Source organism: Tenacibaculum maritimum NCIMB 2154 (genome assembly GCF_900119795.1).
Classification (GTDB): domain Bacteria; phylum Bacteroidota; class Bacteroidia; order Flavobacteriales; family Flavobacteriaceae; genus Polaribacter; species Polaribacter maritimus.
In genome coordinates this window covers 290,123-304,945 of record NZ_LT634361.1, presented here as the reverse complement: position 1 = coordinate 304,945, position 14,823 = coordinate 290,123, and the positions used below count along the sequence as shown (strand labels likewise).

At 32.2% G+C, this 14,823-nt stretch carries 14 protein-coding genes; 4 read left to right on the top strand and 10 right to left on the bottom strand.

The window, feature by feature from the left end; all coding sequences use genetic code 11:
• The first annotated feature begins 23 nt into the window (after positions 1 to 23).
• Together MARIT_RS01415 and MARIT_RS01410 are read left to right on the top strand one after the other, a co-directional pair.
• Positions 24 to 446, top strand: a complete 423-nt coding sequence (locus MARIT_RS01415; protein WP_038025993.1) for a deoxycytidylate deaminase — start codon at positions 24 to 26, stop codon at positions 444 to 446.
• Positions 439 to 2,073 (top strand): S41 family peptidase, encoded by a 1,635-nt coding sequence (locus MARIT_RS01410; RefSeq protein ID WP_024742066.1) that lies wholly within the window; start codon positions 439 to 441, stop codon positions 2,071 to 2,073. Before MARIT_RS01415 ends, MARIT_RS01410 begins: the two co-directional genes overlap by 8 nt.
• A gap of 46 nt (positions 2,074 to 2,119) precedes the next feature.
• Here MARIT_RS01410 and MARIT_RS01405 read toward each other — a convergent pair whose 3' ends face one another.
• From MARIT_RS01405 to MARIT_RS01385, 5 genes are all read right to left on the bottom strand, one after another.
• Positions 2,120 to 3,616 carry a GH3 auxin-responsive promoter family protein gene (locus MARIT_RS01405; RefSeq protein ID WP_100210568.1) on the bottom strand — a complete coding sequence of 499 codons (1,497 nt, stop codon included), beginning with the start codon at positions 3,614 to 3,616 and terminating at the stop codon, positions 2,120 to 2,122.
• Positions 3,617 to 4,483, bottom strand: a complete 867-nt coding sequence (locus MARIT_RS01400) for a M23 family metallopeptidase (RefSeq protein ID WP_024742068.1) — start codon at positions 4,481 to 4,483, stop codon at positions 3,617 to 3,619. It lies immediately after the preceding gene.
• A gap of 370 nt (positions 4,484 to 4,853) precedes the next feature.
• Positions 4,854 to 5,216: a cupredoxin domain-containing protein gene (locus tag MARIT_RS01395; protein WP_024742069.1), complete on the bottom strand. Its 363-nt coding sequence runs from the start codon at positions 5,214 to 5,216 to the stop codon at positions 4,854 to 4,856.
• A 35-nt stretch (positions 5,217 to 5,251) separates the two neighbouring features.
• Positions 5,252 to 5,794 carry a carboxymuconolactone decarboxylase family protein gene (locus MARIT_RS01390; RefSeq protein ID WP_100210567.1) on the bottom strand — a complete coding sequence of 181 codons (543 nt, stop codon included), beginning with the start codon at positions 5,792 to 5,794 and terminating at the stop codon, positions 5,252 to 5,254.
• Between the two features lie 233 nt (positions 5,795 to 6,027).
• Positions 6,028 to 6,879, bottom strand: coding sequence for a helix-turn-helix domain-containing protein (locus tag MARIT_RS01385; RefSeq protein ID WP_024742071.1), 852 nt, complete (start codon positions 6,877 to 6,879; stop codon positions 6,028 to 6,030).
• Between the two features lie 248 nt (positions 6,880 to 7,127).
• On the opposite strand from MARIT_RS01385, the gene MARIT_RS01380 reads away from it, so the two are divergent.
• Entirely contained in the window at positions 7,128 to 7,754 is a 627-nt protein-coding gene (locus MARIT_RS01380; protein ID WP_024742072.1) for a DUF6973 domain-containing protein, read from the top strand.
• Between the two features lie 70 nt (positions 7,755 to 7,824).
• Here the strand turns inward: MARIT_RS01380 and radA are convergent, their stop codons facing one another.
• The 5 genes from radA to panC are packed head-to-tail and all read right to left on the bottom strand — an operon-like array spanning position 7,825 to position 13,911.
• A complete protein-coding gene (radA, locus tag MARIT_RS01375; protein WP_024742073.1) occupies positions 7,825 to 9,189 on the bottom strand; it encodes a DNA repair protein RadA in 1,365 nt (454 codons plus the stop codon).
• A 57-nt stretch (positions 9,190 to 9,246) separates the two neighbouring features.
• Positions 9,247 to 11,658, bottom strand: a complete 2,412-nt coding sequence (locus MARIT_RS01370) for a helix-turn-helix domain-containing protein (RefSeq protein WP_100210566.1) — start codon at positions 11,656 to 11,658, stop codon at positions 9,247 to 9,249.
• A gap of 56 nt (positions 11,659 to 11,714) precedes the next feature.
• On the bottom strand, positions 11,715 to 12,668 hold the full coding sequence (locus MARIT_RS01365) for a lysylphosphatidylglycerol synthase transmembrane domain-containing protein (RefSeq protein WP_024742075.1): 954 nt from the start codon (positions 12,666 to 12,668) through the stop codon (positions 11,715 to 11,717).
• A 2-nt stretch (positions 12,669 to 12,670) separates the two neighbouring features.
• On the bottom strand, positions 12,671 to 13,021 hold the full coding sequence (gene panD / locus MARIT_RS01360; protein ID WP_024742076.1) for an aspartate 1-decarboxylase: 351 nt from the start codon (positions 13,019 to 13,021) through the stop codon (positions 12,671 to 12,673).
• A gap of 29 nt (positions 13,022 to 13,050) precedes the next feature.
• Positions 13,051 to 13,911, bottom strand: coding sequence for a pantoate--beta-alanine ligase (panC, locus tag MARIT_RS01355; RefSeq protein WP_024742077.1), 861 nt, complete (start codon positions 13,909 to 13,911; stop codon positions 13,051 to 13,053).
• A 98-nt stretch (positions 13,912 to 14,009) separates the two neighbouring features.
• Between panC and MARIT_RS01350 the strand changes: the two genes are divergently transcribed.
• Positions 14,010 to 14,822: a glycogen/starch synthase gene (locus MARIT_RS01350; RefSeq protein WP_024742078.1), complete on the top strand. Its 813-nt coding sequence runs from the start codon at positions 14,010 to 14,012 to the stop codon at positions 14,820 to 14,822.
• Position 14,823: the final 1 nt, after the last annotated feature.

Below are 14,823 nucleotides of genomic sequence, written 5' to 3'. Positions count from 1 at the left end.
AACACTGTATATTAGCATTTATAATGGATGAAAAAAAAATAAAATTTGCCAAAGCTTATTTAAGAATGGCTCATGAATGGGCTAAATTATCACATTGCGATCGCAAACAGGTTGGTGCCTTAATTGTAAAAAACAGAATGATCATTTCAGATGGCTTTAATGGAACTCCTTCTGGATTTGAGAATTTTTGCGAAGACGAGGATGGTTATACAAAATGGTATGTTTTACATGCAGAAGCAAATGCCATCTTAAAGGTAGCTTCATCTACACAATCTTGTAAAGGAGCTACTTTATACATTACCCTGTCACCTTGCAAAGAATGTAGCAAACTTATTCATCAATCTGGCATAAAAACTGTTGTTTATGCTGATAAATACAAAGATACTTCTGGCCTTGACTTTTTACAAAAAGCAGGTGTAGAACTGATTCACTTACCCAATGAATAAAAACAATTTACCCATATACTTATCTATCGCAATTGTTATAGGTATTTTAATTGGATATCTTTTGAACTTAGGGCAAGGAAATAACTTAGCCTTCAGTCCAAAGTCTTCAAAAGAAATCAAAATAAAGCGCTTAATAGATTACATACAACACGATTATGTTGATACAATAAATACGGATAGCTTGCTTGATGATGCTATTACTAACATGTTAGAAAAGCTTGATCCTCATTCAGTATATATTCCTAAGGAAAATTTACAAGCTGTTACTGAAAATATGCAAGGAAATTTTGTTGGAATAGGTGTTCAATTTCGAATGAATCAAGATTCTATTATGGTTATTCATCCTATAAAAAACGGCCCCAGTATTAAAGCGGGTATCAAAGCTGGAGATAGAATTTTGCTCGCAAACAAAGATACTTTATACGGAAAAGGATTACGTAGCAATCAAATTCTTAATGTTTTAAAAGGGAATCCTAATACTAACATAACACTTCAAATTTATAGAAAAACAATAGACAGTTTATTTGAAGTTGAAATACAAAGAGGTAAAGTGAATATTAAAAGTGTTGACGTTGCTTATATGCTTAATGATTCTATTGGTTATATTAAGTTAGATCGCTTTGCTAGAAATACTTATAAAGAGTTTAAAAATGCTTTAAATTCTCTTTTAAATAAGGGAATGACTGACTTAGTTTTAGATTTAAGAGGAAACGGGGGGGGATTTATTGATATTGCAAATCAAATTGTTGATGAATTTTTAGAAGATGGTAAACTTATCGTCTTTACTAAAAACAACAAAGGTCGTATTCATAAATCTTTTGCTACCGAAAAAGGCGACTTCGAAAACGGGGGACTATATGTTTTGATTGATCAAAATTCTGCTTCCGCTTCAGAGATCGTTGCTGGAGCACTTCAAGATAATGATAAGGGAACTATTATTGGCCGACGTTCTTTTGGTAAAGGACTGGTTCAAGAGGAAATGGAGCTAGGTGATGGATCTGCTGTTAGGTTAACTACTGCTAGGTATTATACCCCTACTGGTCGTTCCATTCAAAAGCAATACAAATCCAAAAACAATTTAAATATAAAAGGGTTTGCTAATACTATTGAGTACAGTAACGATATTCAAGAACGATATGAAAATGGCGAATTGTTTCATAAAGATAGTATTAAGATCATAGATAGCTTAAAGTTCACTACTCCTAAGGGAAAAATAGTGTATGGAGGAGGCGGAATTGTTCCTGATGTATTTATTCCTATCGATACTACAAATTATATTCAAAATATTTATTTCCGCCCTATTAATGAATTTACATTCGATTATGTAGATCGTAATAGAAAAGAACTTTCAAAGCTATCTATTGAAGACTTTATACAAAATTTTGATCATGATAATAGTGTTTCTACCCTATTCGTTTCAAAACTAGGAGCTACAGTGCTTTCTCCTAAGCTAAAGAGACAGTTAAAAAAACATCTTAAAACGTTAGTTGCTTCGGAGTTATTTAGTGATGAAGGACTGTATCGAGTCAATCAATTAGACGATAAAATGATCCAAAAAGTTTTTACGCTCGAAGCTGAAAAATCAAAGAAGAAAAAGAAGCCTATCGAAAAAAAAGAAGCCCCTTAACAAGGCTTCTTTTTTATATCTTTTTTTTAAAAATTCAGGATATTATTTATATTAATAAAAAGTTTTGCAGCACTTCTGCTATTTTACGGTTATCTGACAATTGTGGAATTTTATTTTGCCCTCCAAACTTCCCTATAGATTTCATATATTCGTGAAAGCCTCCTTTTTTCACCTTTCTAATAATTAACGAACGTAAAACTTTTCCTTCTATCAAATCAAAATAATACACATTTTGTTCCTGCATAGACATATCTATCTTAACTGCTAATTCTTCCAAATTTTCTGGATCATTCTCAAACTCAATAAACCACTCATGGTAAGGCAATCCTTTCTCTGGATTTACCTGCGGTGCAACTGTAAATTCACTGACCGTAATTTCGGTTCCCTTAATAGCATCATTTAGTGCTTTTTCTACCTCCTTACCTATTACATGTTCACCAAAAGCAGAAATAAAATGTTTTATTCTACCTGTCACCTTAATCCTATACGGGTTCAATGTTGTAAATTCAACAGTATCACCAATATTATACCCCCACAAACCCGCAGATGTATTCAATATAATCACATAATTAACTCCTAGTACAACCTCTTTTAACGATATTCTCGTTGGGTTTTCTTCGAAAAACTCTGTCGCTGGGATAAACTCATAAAATATTCCAGAATTTAACTGCAATAACATTCCCTTCTCCTTCTGAGAATCTTGATAAGCAATAAACCCTTCTGAAGCAGGGTACAATTCTATATAATCAATCTTTTTACCAATTAGTGTTTCAAATTTATTCTTATACGGCTCAAAATTAACGCCTCCGTAAATAAAGAAATTAAAATTAGGAAATAGTTCTGAAACTGTTTTACCTGTCCTTTCAATTAATTTTTCAAAATACATCTGTACCCAAGATGGAATACCGCTGATTACCGACATATTTTCATGGATTGTTTCTTCTACAATCGCGTTTACCTTAGTGTCCCAATCTTCAATGCAATTGGTTTTCCAACTAGGTAATCTATTCTTTAATAAATAATTAGGAACATAGTGGGCTGCAATGCCACTCAAACGCCCCAATTTCACTCCATTTTTATCTTCTAAAATAGGACTTCCTTGCAAAAAAATCATCTTGCCATTTACGAAACTAGCATTATTCGTTTCCGCTATATAAAACAACAATGCATTCCGCGCAGATTTAATATGCGTAGGCATTGATTCTTTACTAATTGGAATGTATTTTGCTCCAGAAGTTGTTCCAGATGTTTTTGCAAAATATAGTGGCTTCCCTTTCCATAGCACATCTTTTTCTCCTTGAACAACCCGATCTACATAAGACCGCAAGCCTTCATAATCATGAATAGGAACATATTTTTTAAAATCTTCATATGTTTTTATCTTACTAAAATTATGATCCTTTCCAAAAGCTGTCTTTTTTGCTTTGCTTATTAAGTATTGAAAAACTTTCTCTTGTGTTTTATGAGGACTATATGCCCATTTATACACTTGTTTTTTAACTTGCCTAGCAAAAGGAATCGCTAATTTCGATTTAATACTCATTTATTGAAAATCTATATAATTTAATGGATTTACAGGATAACCATTGTTCCATAATTCAAAATGCAAGTGGGGTCCTGTAGTTAGTTCTCCTGTTGATCCTACGCTTGCAATAACTTCTCCTGATTTAACAAAATCACCCTGTTCTTTTAGCAAACTACCGTTGTGTTTATATACCGATATATATTCATTAGCGTGCTGAATTGCTAGCACATAACCTGTATCAGCCATCCATCCTGAAAACACTACAGTTCCATCCGCTATTGCCTTTACAGCAGTACCTGTTTTAGCTACAATATCAATAGCAAAATGCTTATCTTTAGGATCAAAATTTTGAGTAATAACTCCTGCTACCGGAGCAAAAAACACCAATTTTGCCTTGCTATTCCCTCCTTCAGAAAGAGGAAAGCGATCTTTACTTTCTATTTTTTCCCTGAACAAAGAGTCCGCTTTCGTTGCGTTTAACTGAGACTCATCAATAATTATTTTTTTTGAAATATTCTCTACGGAGTCTATTTCTTCTCCTTTTATCGCTCCTGTTAACACTGGACGAATTGCTGCTGTATATTTTTCTAAGACGATCAATCTATTTTTAAGTGAATCAGCCTCATAATACAATCTTGTTGCTTTTTTCTTTAAAGCTATTGATGAATATCCCGGAATATATTCTTTTAGCGAAGTAAATGCTATCAAGAAAATCGTTAATATAATCAATAAAACAGAAAACAATCCCCCAAAAACAAATACGTTTAATCGAGATAATTTTAGTGAAAATCTTTCTTGAAATGTGTCTTCATTTAGTACTACTAGCCTATATTTATCTGTAAGTTTTTGGCGTAGTTTACCTTTCTTCTTTGCTTGGTTTGTCACAAGTATATTTTTAATAACTTTCGTAAAAATAGTAATATCTATTTGATTATTTATTTTAAGACATCAGTTATAACAAAAAATTAATAGAAGCTACTATTTATCAGGTCTATAATTTAGTAAAACTCTGATTAAATCTAGATACATAAACCCCACTAAGAGTATTCTTCCTTCATCTTTCTCTAGCCAACTAGATTCTTGAAATATTGACATAAATTCTAAAAAACAAGAATTTCAGTTACTTTTATACTATTTTCCAATTCCAAGCAATCTAACACCTACCTTATTTAAAATCAGCAAAAAAGCCCACATAAGCGGGCTTTTTTGCTGATTTTAAATCTACTTAAACTACTCGAAGTTCTTAGAAGTTCATTTACTGAACAGTCAACGTATATTGAGGAGTAGGATTCAATGGACAAAAATACACATATTCTCCTTTTTTCAAGGTTACTTCTTTAGTTTTTGACTTACTATCTGTTTTGACTAAAGAGGTTACATAAGCATTTTTGATATGATCTTTTTGAGTTGTTTTCCCCTTTGGCGCTAATACAAATCCTAAATCATGATCTACTCCTACGTTTGCGATTTCAAAAACATACGTTCCTTCTGATAAGGTTAATGCTTTTTGCGTAAATTCTCCTTTTGTTTGCTGTAACGAAACTGTTTTTATTTCTTGAGCTTGAGTATTCAATGAGAATCCCAATGCGATTACTAAAAGTGCTATAAATTTTTTCATTTCTTTTGTATTATATGGTTATTTATGGTTGATAATTATTTTCCTGCTTCTACTACTGGGAAATCAATTACTGTTTCTGCAATATGATTTACATAATTTGTTAATGTATTAGAAACAACATTTAATACTATTTCTAAAATATCTTCGTCTGTATATCCTGCTGCTTTTACTGCTTTTATTTCTTCTGTAGAGACTTTCCCTCTGTTTTTTGTTACACTTTGCGCAAACTGTAATCCTGCTTGCGTTTTAGGATTTGAGGCTAATCCTTTTCTGTTTTCTTTAGTTTCCTCTTCTGTCAATCCGTTCATTTTCCCTATCGCTGTATGCGCTGACAAACAATAGTTACAAGCGTTTTCTTCCGCGATTGCTAAAGCTAATTGTTCTCTAAATTTACCTGAAAAATTCCCCACTCCAGTTAATTCTCCTAAACTTAAATAGCTTTGAAGCGTTGCTGGCGAGTTTCCAAATACTTTAATCAGATTAGGAATAAATCCTAACTTTTTTTCAACTCCATCAAATAATTCTTTAGCTTTTCCTGTTGTTGTTTCTGGGTTTAATGTTGCAATTCTTGTACTCATAATAATGTTTGTTTTGCCTTTGCTTTATTAATTTGCAATAGGCGATTAATAATTTATCTATTTTTTAAAATGCTTTCTTTGAACACTGTTGGTCATACTCTTGATATCCCCAACAATTAGGACATTGATTCTCTTCTGCCATCTCCATAATTCTTTGTTTTTAATTCTGATACAAAGATGCGACAGGTAATAGCTTCAAAAAATGGACAAAAGTTCTTAAGCTTTGGACAAATTTATTTTTTGGACTCTTTTCGAAATTGAACAGGGGATTTTGACGTTGCTTTGGTAAAAAAACGAGAAAAATAAGCGGGATCATTAAATCCTAAATCAAAAGCAATCTGCTTTACCGAGCTTGTAGAATATAGTAATTGCCGTTTTGCTTCTGTTACAATTCTATTTTTGATAAAATCACTAGGAGTGTGTTTTCCTAACTTTTGAAAATGTTTTGTTAATGATTTTGGAGAAATCCCTAGTCTATTTGCATATTCTGTAACACTATGTAACTTATTAAAATTGTGCTCTACTAATACACTAAAATCTTTGAACAGTTTTGTTTCAGCATCCTCTATTACTTTATGAGTATCTTTTTTTATACGTACTGAATGAATAATAAATTGTTTTAAGTATGATTGCAACATATCATATTGAGCTGTATCATTATTAGCAAACTCTTCTATTAGGCTTTCTAAAATAAAATTTAGTTTGAAAGCATCTTTTTCACAAGGCTTTACAAAAGGGGTTTCATATATATTATTAAATAAGACCCCATCGCAAGCTATTTCAGGATCATGTGTTTGGATACAGTAAAAATCTTTAGCAAAGGTTAATTGATATGCTTCTTTTATTTTTTCTGAATCTACTGAGAATATTTGACCTGGCGACAAAAAGAATAATACACTTCCACTAAAGGAATAACTTTTAAAATCTATATTATAATTCCCTTTTCCTTCCTTTATCCAAAAAATAGCACAGGTACTAGTATCAATTTGCCTAGACTCTAAGGCTTGACACGCTTTTTCAAAATAAACTTTATTTAAAGAAAACACCTCTTTATAGGTATGTGTTGTAATGTTTTGGATAGCCATTTTAGTTAATGTTTTAAGATTAGATTTTCTATTCTAGAATTTCGTATAAATAATCAAAAATAATTATCTTTAAGATCCATTGTTATTTTAGGTAAAAATAAATATACGTTCTTATTACGACTTCATTTTTTAACAGTGAGCAAATTATACACAAAATCTCGTATGATATAAAGTAATATTGGTCGTAAAAAAAATATTTTCTAACAGAAAAACAATAGATCTAATTTCTAAATTAAATCCATTTCCTTATGAAAAAAACATCCTTTTTATTCTTTTTTGTACTCATCAATCATATTGTGGCTCAATCAAACTGGAAACAGTTTAAAAACTTATCTGGACCTAAAAAAACATGGGTATTATTTCATCCTTTTAAAGCCAAGCTTGCTTTTGAGATTTCTAAAGATGCTCGTAAGATTGCTGATTCTATTAAAAAAACAACGGTTCTTGACGGAGATGCTTCTGGTGGGCAAGTAGATGCTTTCCGACACGCTTTCTGGATGGCAAGATTACATCAAAGTATTGGAAAAGCTGCCGCTTGTTCTCTTGGAAAAGCTCATGAGAGAGAAAATTACCAAACTTATAAAAAAAAGAAATTAGAAGACGGTATTGTTCCAGACTTAGTTTCTTCTGAAATGGATCTTTACAACAATAATATCGGATTAAACCTAGTTACCAAGAGAGACCATATCTCTAAAAATAGCTTAATTTACCTTGTTATAAATAAAATTCTTAAAGGCGAGATGAAAATTGTAAAAAAAGATAAAAAAGGAAATTATTTAAACTGCAAAGGAGCAATTATTTCTCCTGATTCATTAAAAGGAAAATGGAAAAATAAAAAATGCTTGGTTCCTTCTAATAAAATAGCCAAACAATAGATCAAGCGTATTTTTACAGAATCGAGCAGCTCAATATTAACTAGCCCAGCAAATACTTTTTCATATTAAGCTAAGCAAATAATGTAGCAAAAGCCTCCTCTATCTTTCCTACCAATAGTAACTTTATTGTATGATCTTTTGAAGTAATCTTATTGTACTTAGAAGCTACAAAAGTTTTATAACCAAGTTTTTCAGCCTCTAAAATTCGTTGATCTATTTTGGACACGGGCCTTATTTCTCCAGCCAATCCCACTTCGGCTGCAAAGCATACGTCTGGACTTATAGCTAGGTCTTGATTTGAAGATAAAATTGCAGCAACAACAGCAAGATCAATCGCGGGATCATCTACATGAATCCCCCCTGTAATATTTAAAAAGACATCTTTTGCTCCTAACTTGAACCCTGCTCGTTTTTCTAAAACTGCTAAAATCATGTGAAGCCTCTTTAAATTGTACCCTGTTGTTGATCTTTGTGGGGTTCCATATACCGCAGTGCTTACCAATGCCTGAATTTCTATCATCAACGGTCGAACTCCTTCCAGTGTAGAAGCAATTGCCGTACCACTTAAATCTGCATCTTTTTTAGAAATTAGTATTTCTGATGGATTGGAAATTTCTCTAAGCCCATTAGATAACATTTCGTAAATACCTAACTCAGCAGTAGATCCAAATCTATTTTTTTGCGAGCGCAAAATTCGATATGTATGATTCCTGTCTCCTTCAAACTGCAAAACAACATCTACCATATGCTCCAATATTTTTGGACCAGCAATATGACCTTCCTTATTAATGTGCCCTATTAACAATACTGGCGTTGCTGTTTCTTTTGCAAATTTTATTAGTTCTGCTGAGGTTTCACGAATTTGAGAAATACTTCCCGGAGAAGCTTCTATGATATTGGTATGTAATGTTTGAATAGAGTCTATTACCAATACATCTGGAACTACCTCTTCTATATTTTTAAAAATTTGCTGCGTATTCGTCTCTGTTAAAATTAAACAATTGGAATTACTTGCTTCTTCTAACCTTTCTGCTCGCATTTTTATTTGCGATTGGCTTTCTTCTCCTGAAACGTATAAAACTTTTTGACTAATTTGCAATGCTACCTGTAACAGTAAAGTTGACTTACCAATACCTGGTTCACCTCCTAAAAGTGTTACAGATCCTTTTACCAAACCTCCTCCTAAAACGGTATCTAACTCATTATTGTTTGTTGAAATTCTTTCTTCTGGATTTAGTTGAATTTCATTAACTAATAACGGTTTCGTATTATTTTTTTTTGCTGTTGTTGCTTGCTTCCAGTTCCTTTTTTCTTCTTTTTGAATAACTTCTTCTACAATAGTATTCCATTCTTTACAAGAACCACATTGCCCCACCCATTTTGCGTGCTGGGTTCCACAATTTTGACAAAAAAAGGTTGTTTTAGTTTTAGCCATTTTACAAAATTAAATTGTAAAGATACAGGTATTCTAACAACATTTGTTTTCTTTACTTTAAAGTTTCAATGCAGCAATCATCATTTTTAATTCTCCATAAGAAAATGACTTTGCCGTTTTCCTTTTTAAATCCGAAAGATTTTCAAATGTTACTTTTTCTATTGCTTTTTTTAATCTTTTATACCTTTTTTCTGACATTACCTCTAAAATGGTAATTTCTTCAGAAGCAATAAAAAAGACCAAATGTTCTTCTATCGTTCCTTTTGCCAAGCCTCTTTTTTCTGCTATCTGATCTATGGACAACCCTTCTCTCAAATAGTTTAAAGAAACCTGTTTTGAATCTATTTTTCCTTCACCAAACTGAAATTCACTTCTTAAATAACCCGCTTGAAGTTGTTGTTCATTTTCACAGTAATTAAGGATTACCTGTAGTATTGCCGATCCATATTTTCGGATTCTAATTTTCCCCATTCCTTTTATCGCCTTTAACTCCTGTATATTAGTGGGCTGCCTGTCCACCATCTGAAAAAGAGATTCTTGTGTGAAGATTTGAAATGGATGTACGTTCTCTGCGTCAGAAAACTCCTCTCTAATTGCTTTTAAACCTTCTATTAAATCGGCCTCTTTTAGGGGGGTCTTTCTCAGTTTTTTAGCAGGAATTTCAAAAGATGCCTTAGCTCTTACTTTTAAATAATCCTTTGCACTAAAGCCATTCTTTAAGGCATTCAAACAATATTTCTTAACAAGAATAATCTGATCTAAAGCCGCTAATTGCTTTTCAAAATCTTGTTTTACAGATTTATTTTCTACAAAAAAAGTAATGGATGTTACAGGGTTTACAATATAATTCGAAAACTCTTCCTGAAAATAAGTTACTGCGCTTTTAAACCGATCTTGAATCGTAGAATCATTCTCTAGATTTATTATCCCTTCACTTAATCGAATCAATTCCTTTTTAAAACTATGGCTTACTTTTATCAAGGGTACGACCCCTTTTTCCTTAATTAACTCTAAAGGAGCTATTATCGTTCCTTTAAAACTTGACTTATGCCCATTATAAATAGAGATCAACCTGTTTAGTGGTGCTAAAAACGGATGAAAATTAAAAATTTCATCCATTAAATTAAGGTGATATCTCTTTTCTGATGCATCCAACACTAATTTATTTGGCGGGTTTTCAGATACATTTTGCGTAAAACTTACAACGGTACCATCTGTAATAATGCTCTTGTTATCAATAGGTGTTTTCAAAACAATCCCTTCCAAGGTTTTACATCGACTCAACGCTACATACGTTTGTCCGTGTGCAAAAGAAGCCTCTGCATCAATAATCGCCTTTTCAAAAGTTAACCCTTGACTTTTATGAATGGTAATTGCCCAAGCTAAACGCAAAGGCATTTGTGTAAAAGACCCTAAAACATTTTCTGTAATGTCCTTTGTTTCTTCATCAATTGCATAATTTACATTCTCCCATGTTTCCTTTTCAATAGTTATTTCGTAACTATCTCCACTACATTTTACAATAATTTCATCTTTATCTACATATGTAATCCTTCCTATTTTTCCGTTAAAAAATCTCTTTTCAGGGGAGCTATCATTTTTAATAAACATCACCTGAGCTCCTTTTGCTAAAACTAAAGAAGCTGCTGTTGGGTAAGAATGTTCTTGAAAAACTCCTGAAACTTCAGCTTTAAAAGTGTGTAATTTCCCTTTTAATTTATTGAGTGCTATTTTATTAATATTATCTGCCCTACCATTATGAGTTGTAAGAGTAATATAGCCATCAGATTCCCTAGGCACGAAATCAGGATTGTATCGCTCATTTAGTATCTTCCTAGAAGTATCACTTAACCGATCACTCCTTACTTCATTTAGAATAGCTATGAATGCTTCATTATCTTGCCTATAAATGTGCTTCAATTCAATACTCACTACATTAGACATTTTAAAAGCCTTACTACTGAAAAAATAAACAGTTTCATAGTAATCTCTTAACAAATTCCACTCATTGGGTTTTACCACAGGCGATAGCTGTTGTAAATCACCAATCATTAACATTTGTACTCCTCCAAAAACTCTAGACTTATCCTTATACCTCCTTAAAACTTGGTCAATACCATCTAATATATCAGCACGAACCATACTAATTTCATCAATCACTACTAGGTCTAGCGACCTAATAATATCTATCTTTTTTCTAGTAAATTTCCGCTGAACAGTTGTATTATTACTAATACTATTCGGTAAAATAGGTCCAAATGGCATTTGAAAAAAGGAATGAATAGTAGTACCTTTTGCGTTAATAGCGGCAACTCCAGTAGGAGCAACAACAATCATTCTTTTTAATGTTTCTTTTTTAACCTTTTGCAAAAAAGTAGTCTTACCAGTACCTGCTTTTCCTGTTAAAAAAATATTCCTATCTGTTTTTTCTATAAATTTTAAAGCAAGCTCTAACTCCGGATTCTTCATTTGGCACAACAATTAATGCGTATAAATATAATAAAGTATCCTTATTTATTAGTAAACTATGATTTGAATTTGTTTTTATTTAAAAGAGGCAATGCTAAAAAAGATAATGCTCCAAAAATTAGAATCATTAGTGTTTGCGCTGCCCACATTACGCTTCCAAAAGCCAATGCTGGTTTTTCTAAAATTCCGAACAATGTAAAAGCCCCCGCGACTGCTACAGGATACAAACCAAGCCCTCCATTTGTTGCTGCAATACTAAAACCGCCTGCAATAAACCCTACTAAAACAGCTCCGAAAGGCACTTCCAGACCTTTAATAGCAGGAACTGTTGCCCAAAACATAGCAATATACATTAACCATATAAATACTGTATGAAAAATAAAAGCTCCTTTGTTTTTCATTTTGAAAATACTCGTAACTCCCTCAGAAAGACTTAAAATAAAGGTTTTAACTTTCAAGCCTATTCCTGATTTTGCTTTTTTCACGTACTTAGAAAAAATAACAAAACCTAAAAAAAGCCCTACAAGAATAAAGATTATTTTTATTGGATTTACATTTTTCACTAATAGCTCGTAAATAAAATCAAATTGTACAAAAAGAGTAAGTATAATAATAATCAACATCATTAATAAATCAGCCATTCGCTCTGCTACCACAGTACCAAACCCTTTTTCAAAAGGAATATTTTCATAACTAGTCATTACCGCTGCACGTGATATTTCTCCTGCACGAGGTAATAGCAAATTTACTAAATATCCTATTAAAACGGCAAGTGTTGAATTTACAAACCACGGCTTGTACCCCATAGGTTCTAGTAGGTATTTCCATCGATATGCTCTTGACAAATGACTTAAAACCCCAAAGCAAAGTCCTAGAGAAATCCACCAATAATTCGCTTTCTTAAAATATTCAAACAAATCTTTAGGCGGAATTTTGGTAAACATATACCATACTAAAAAACCTCCCAAAGCGAGAGGTAATGTTATCTTTAATATCTTTTTAAGATCCAATTTTATGTAAGTGTATTATCTAATTCGTTAGGAAAAACTAATTGAGGTTTAAAATTTTTAGCCTCTTCTAATTCCATAAAAGCATATACAATTAGAATAAGAACATCACCTTTTGCCACTCTACGAGAAGCAGCTCCATTTAAGGTTATTTCTCCACTTCCTCTCGGACCTGGAATAGCATAAGTTTCCAATCGTTCTCCATTATTATTATTTACAATTTGAACTCGTTCTCCTTCAATAATACCTGCAGCGTCCATTAAATCTTCATCAATGGTAATACTTCCTATATAATTTAAATCAGCACCCGTAACTTTTACTCGGTGGATTTTAGATTTTACTACTTGAACTAACATAAGGGCAAAAATACTGTTTTTAAATTTAACTATTTTTTCTTTTTTGTTTTTAAGCGAATATTGTCAATCAAACGAATATCTCCAGCAAAAGTAGCAATAAAAGCCCGATATTTTTTCTTTGAATTTATTTTCTCAGCAGTTTCCAAAGTAGCTTCTTCTGCAATCACAAAGTACTCCAACACTAACAATGGGTGTTTCTCAAATTGCTTTTTTACCCATCTTGTAATTTTTTTAACGCTTTTATCCGGGAATTTTTTCTTTGCTTTTTTAAGTATTTTATAAATAAAAGGAGCTGCCTTTCTATCCGCTGCTGTTAATCTAGCATTTCGAGAGCTCATAGCCAATCCATCTTCTTCTCTAAAAATATCGCACCCTTTTATTTTTACAGGGAGTTGGTACTTTTTAACCATTTTTTTCACAATCTGTAATTGTTGAAAATCTTTTTTTCCAAAATAAGCATTATTTGGCATCACAATTTCAAAAAGAGTTTTTACAATGGTTCCAACCCCATCAAAATGCCCTTTTCTAAATTGCCCCTCCATTTGATGCTCTAGCCCATCGAAATCAAAACTTTCAGAAGCAACATTCTTCGCATATATTTCCTCTACAGAAGGTACAAATAGCACATCACATGCTACTTTTTTCAATAATCCAAGATCATTCTCTAAAGGCTTAGGGTATTTTTCTAAATCATCTTGATTATCAAATTGCGTCGGGTTCACAAAAATACTAACAACCGTTACTTCATTTTGATCTTTTGACCTTTTAATCAATGACAAGTGCCCTTCATGCAATGCCCCCATCGTTGGCACAAATCCTACAGATTTGTTTCTTAATTTTAAAGCTGATAAATAAGCTTTTAAAGCTGCCTTCTTTTTAAATATTTCCATTCAATATAAATATCATATAAATGCAAACTTAGCATTTTAACACGATATTAGCATAAAAATTCGTACTTTCGCACTCTATATCAAAAGAGTTTGATTTAATGAAGGACAAGAGAATATTATATGTTTCATCGGAAGTAGTTCCTTACTTACCAGAAACAGAATTAGCTTCAACAGCTTTTAACGTTGCTAGAAATGCCCATTCTAAAGGAGTTCAAACACGAATTTTCATGCCTCGTTTTGGGGTCATAAACGAACGTAGGCATCAATTACACGAGGTAATCCGATTATCCGGTATGAACCTAATCATTAACGATATGGATATGCCTTTAATCATCAAAGTTGCTTCTATTCCAAAAGAAAGAATGCAAGTTTATTTTATTGATAATGATGAATACTTCAAACGTAAAGCAATGTACACGGATGAAGATGATACTCTTTTTCAAGACAATGATGAACGCGCTATTTTCTTTGCAAAAGGAGTTGTTGAAACTGTAAAAAAATTGAACTGGGCTCCAGACATCATTCATGTTCACGGTTGGATGGCTTCTTTATTGCCTCTTTATTTAAAAGAATTTTATAAGGAAGAACCGCTATTCTCTCAAAGTAAAATAGTAACTTCACTATATAACAACGATTTCGGAGGAACTTTAAATGAGGAATTAGCAAATAAAGTTAGTTTTGATAAATTGAGTGATCAAAAAATCGCTACGATTAAAGTACCTAGCCACACAAATATACTAAAGAGTGCCATTGAAAATTCTGACGCTGTAATCAAAGGGAGTGAAAACATCTCTCAAGAGCTAAGTGATTTTATTGAAACTACAGGAGTTCCTTTCTTAGCATACCAATCAGAAGAGGTTTTAACAGAAGCTTATTTAGATTTTTACGCAAACAACGTTTTAGAAAATTAAA

Excerpts from the sequence above, each read along its gene's own strand:
- MARIT_RS01350 (WP_024742078.1), top strand. The coding sequence starts at position 14,010 with ATGAAGGACAAGAGAATATTATATGTTTCATCGGAAGTAGTTCCTTAC.
- MARIT_RS01410 (WP_024742066.1), top strand. The coding sequence starts at position 439 with ATGAATAAAAACAATTTACCCATATACTTATCTATCGCAATTGTTATA.
- panC (WP_024742077.1), bottom strand. The coding sequence starts at position 13,911 with ATGGAAATATTTAAAAAGAAGGCAGCTTTAAAAGCTTATTTATCAGCT.
- panD (WP_024742076.1), bottom strand. The coding sequence starts at position 13,021 with ATGTTAGTTCAAGTAGTAAAATCTAAAATCCACCGAGTAAAAGTTACG.
- radA (WP_024742073.1), bottom strand. The coding sequence starts at position 9,189 with ATGGCTAAAACTAAAACAACCTTTTTTTGTCAAAATTGTGGAACCCAG.
- MARIT_RS01370 (WP_100210566.1), bottom strand. The coding sequence starts at position 11,658 with ATGAAGAATCCGGAGTTAGAGCTTGCTTTAAAATTTATAGAAAAAACA.
- MARIT_RS01380 (WP_024742072.1), top strand. The coding sequence starts at position 7,128 with ATGAAAAAAACATCCTTTTTATTCTTTTTTGTACTCATCAATCATATT.
- MARIT_RS01385 (WP_024742071.1), bottom strand. The coding sequence starts at position 6,879 with ATGGCTATCCAAAACATTACAACACATACCTATAAAGAGGTGTTTTCT.
- MARIT_RS01405 (WP_100210568.1), bottom strand. The coding sequence starts at position 3,616 with ATGAGTATTAAATCGAAATTAGCGATTCCTTTTGCTAGGCAAGTTAAA.
- MARIT_RS01390 (WP_100210567.1), bottom strand. The coding sequence starts at position 5,794 with ATGAGTACAAGAATTGCAACATTAAACCCAGAAACAACAACAGGAAAA.
- MARIT_RS01395 (WP_024742069.1), bottom strand. The coding sequence starts at position 5,216 with ATGAAAAAATTTATAGCACTTTTAGTAATCGCATTGGGATTCTCATTG.
- MARIT_RS01415 (WP_038025993.1), top strand. The coding sequence starts at position 24 with ATGGATGAAAAAAAAATAAAATTTGCCAAAGCTTATTTAAGAATGGCT.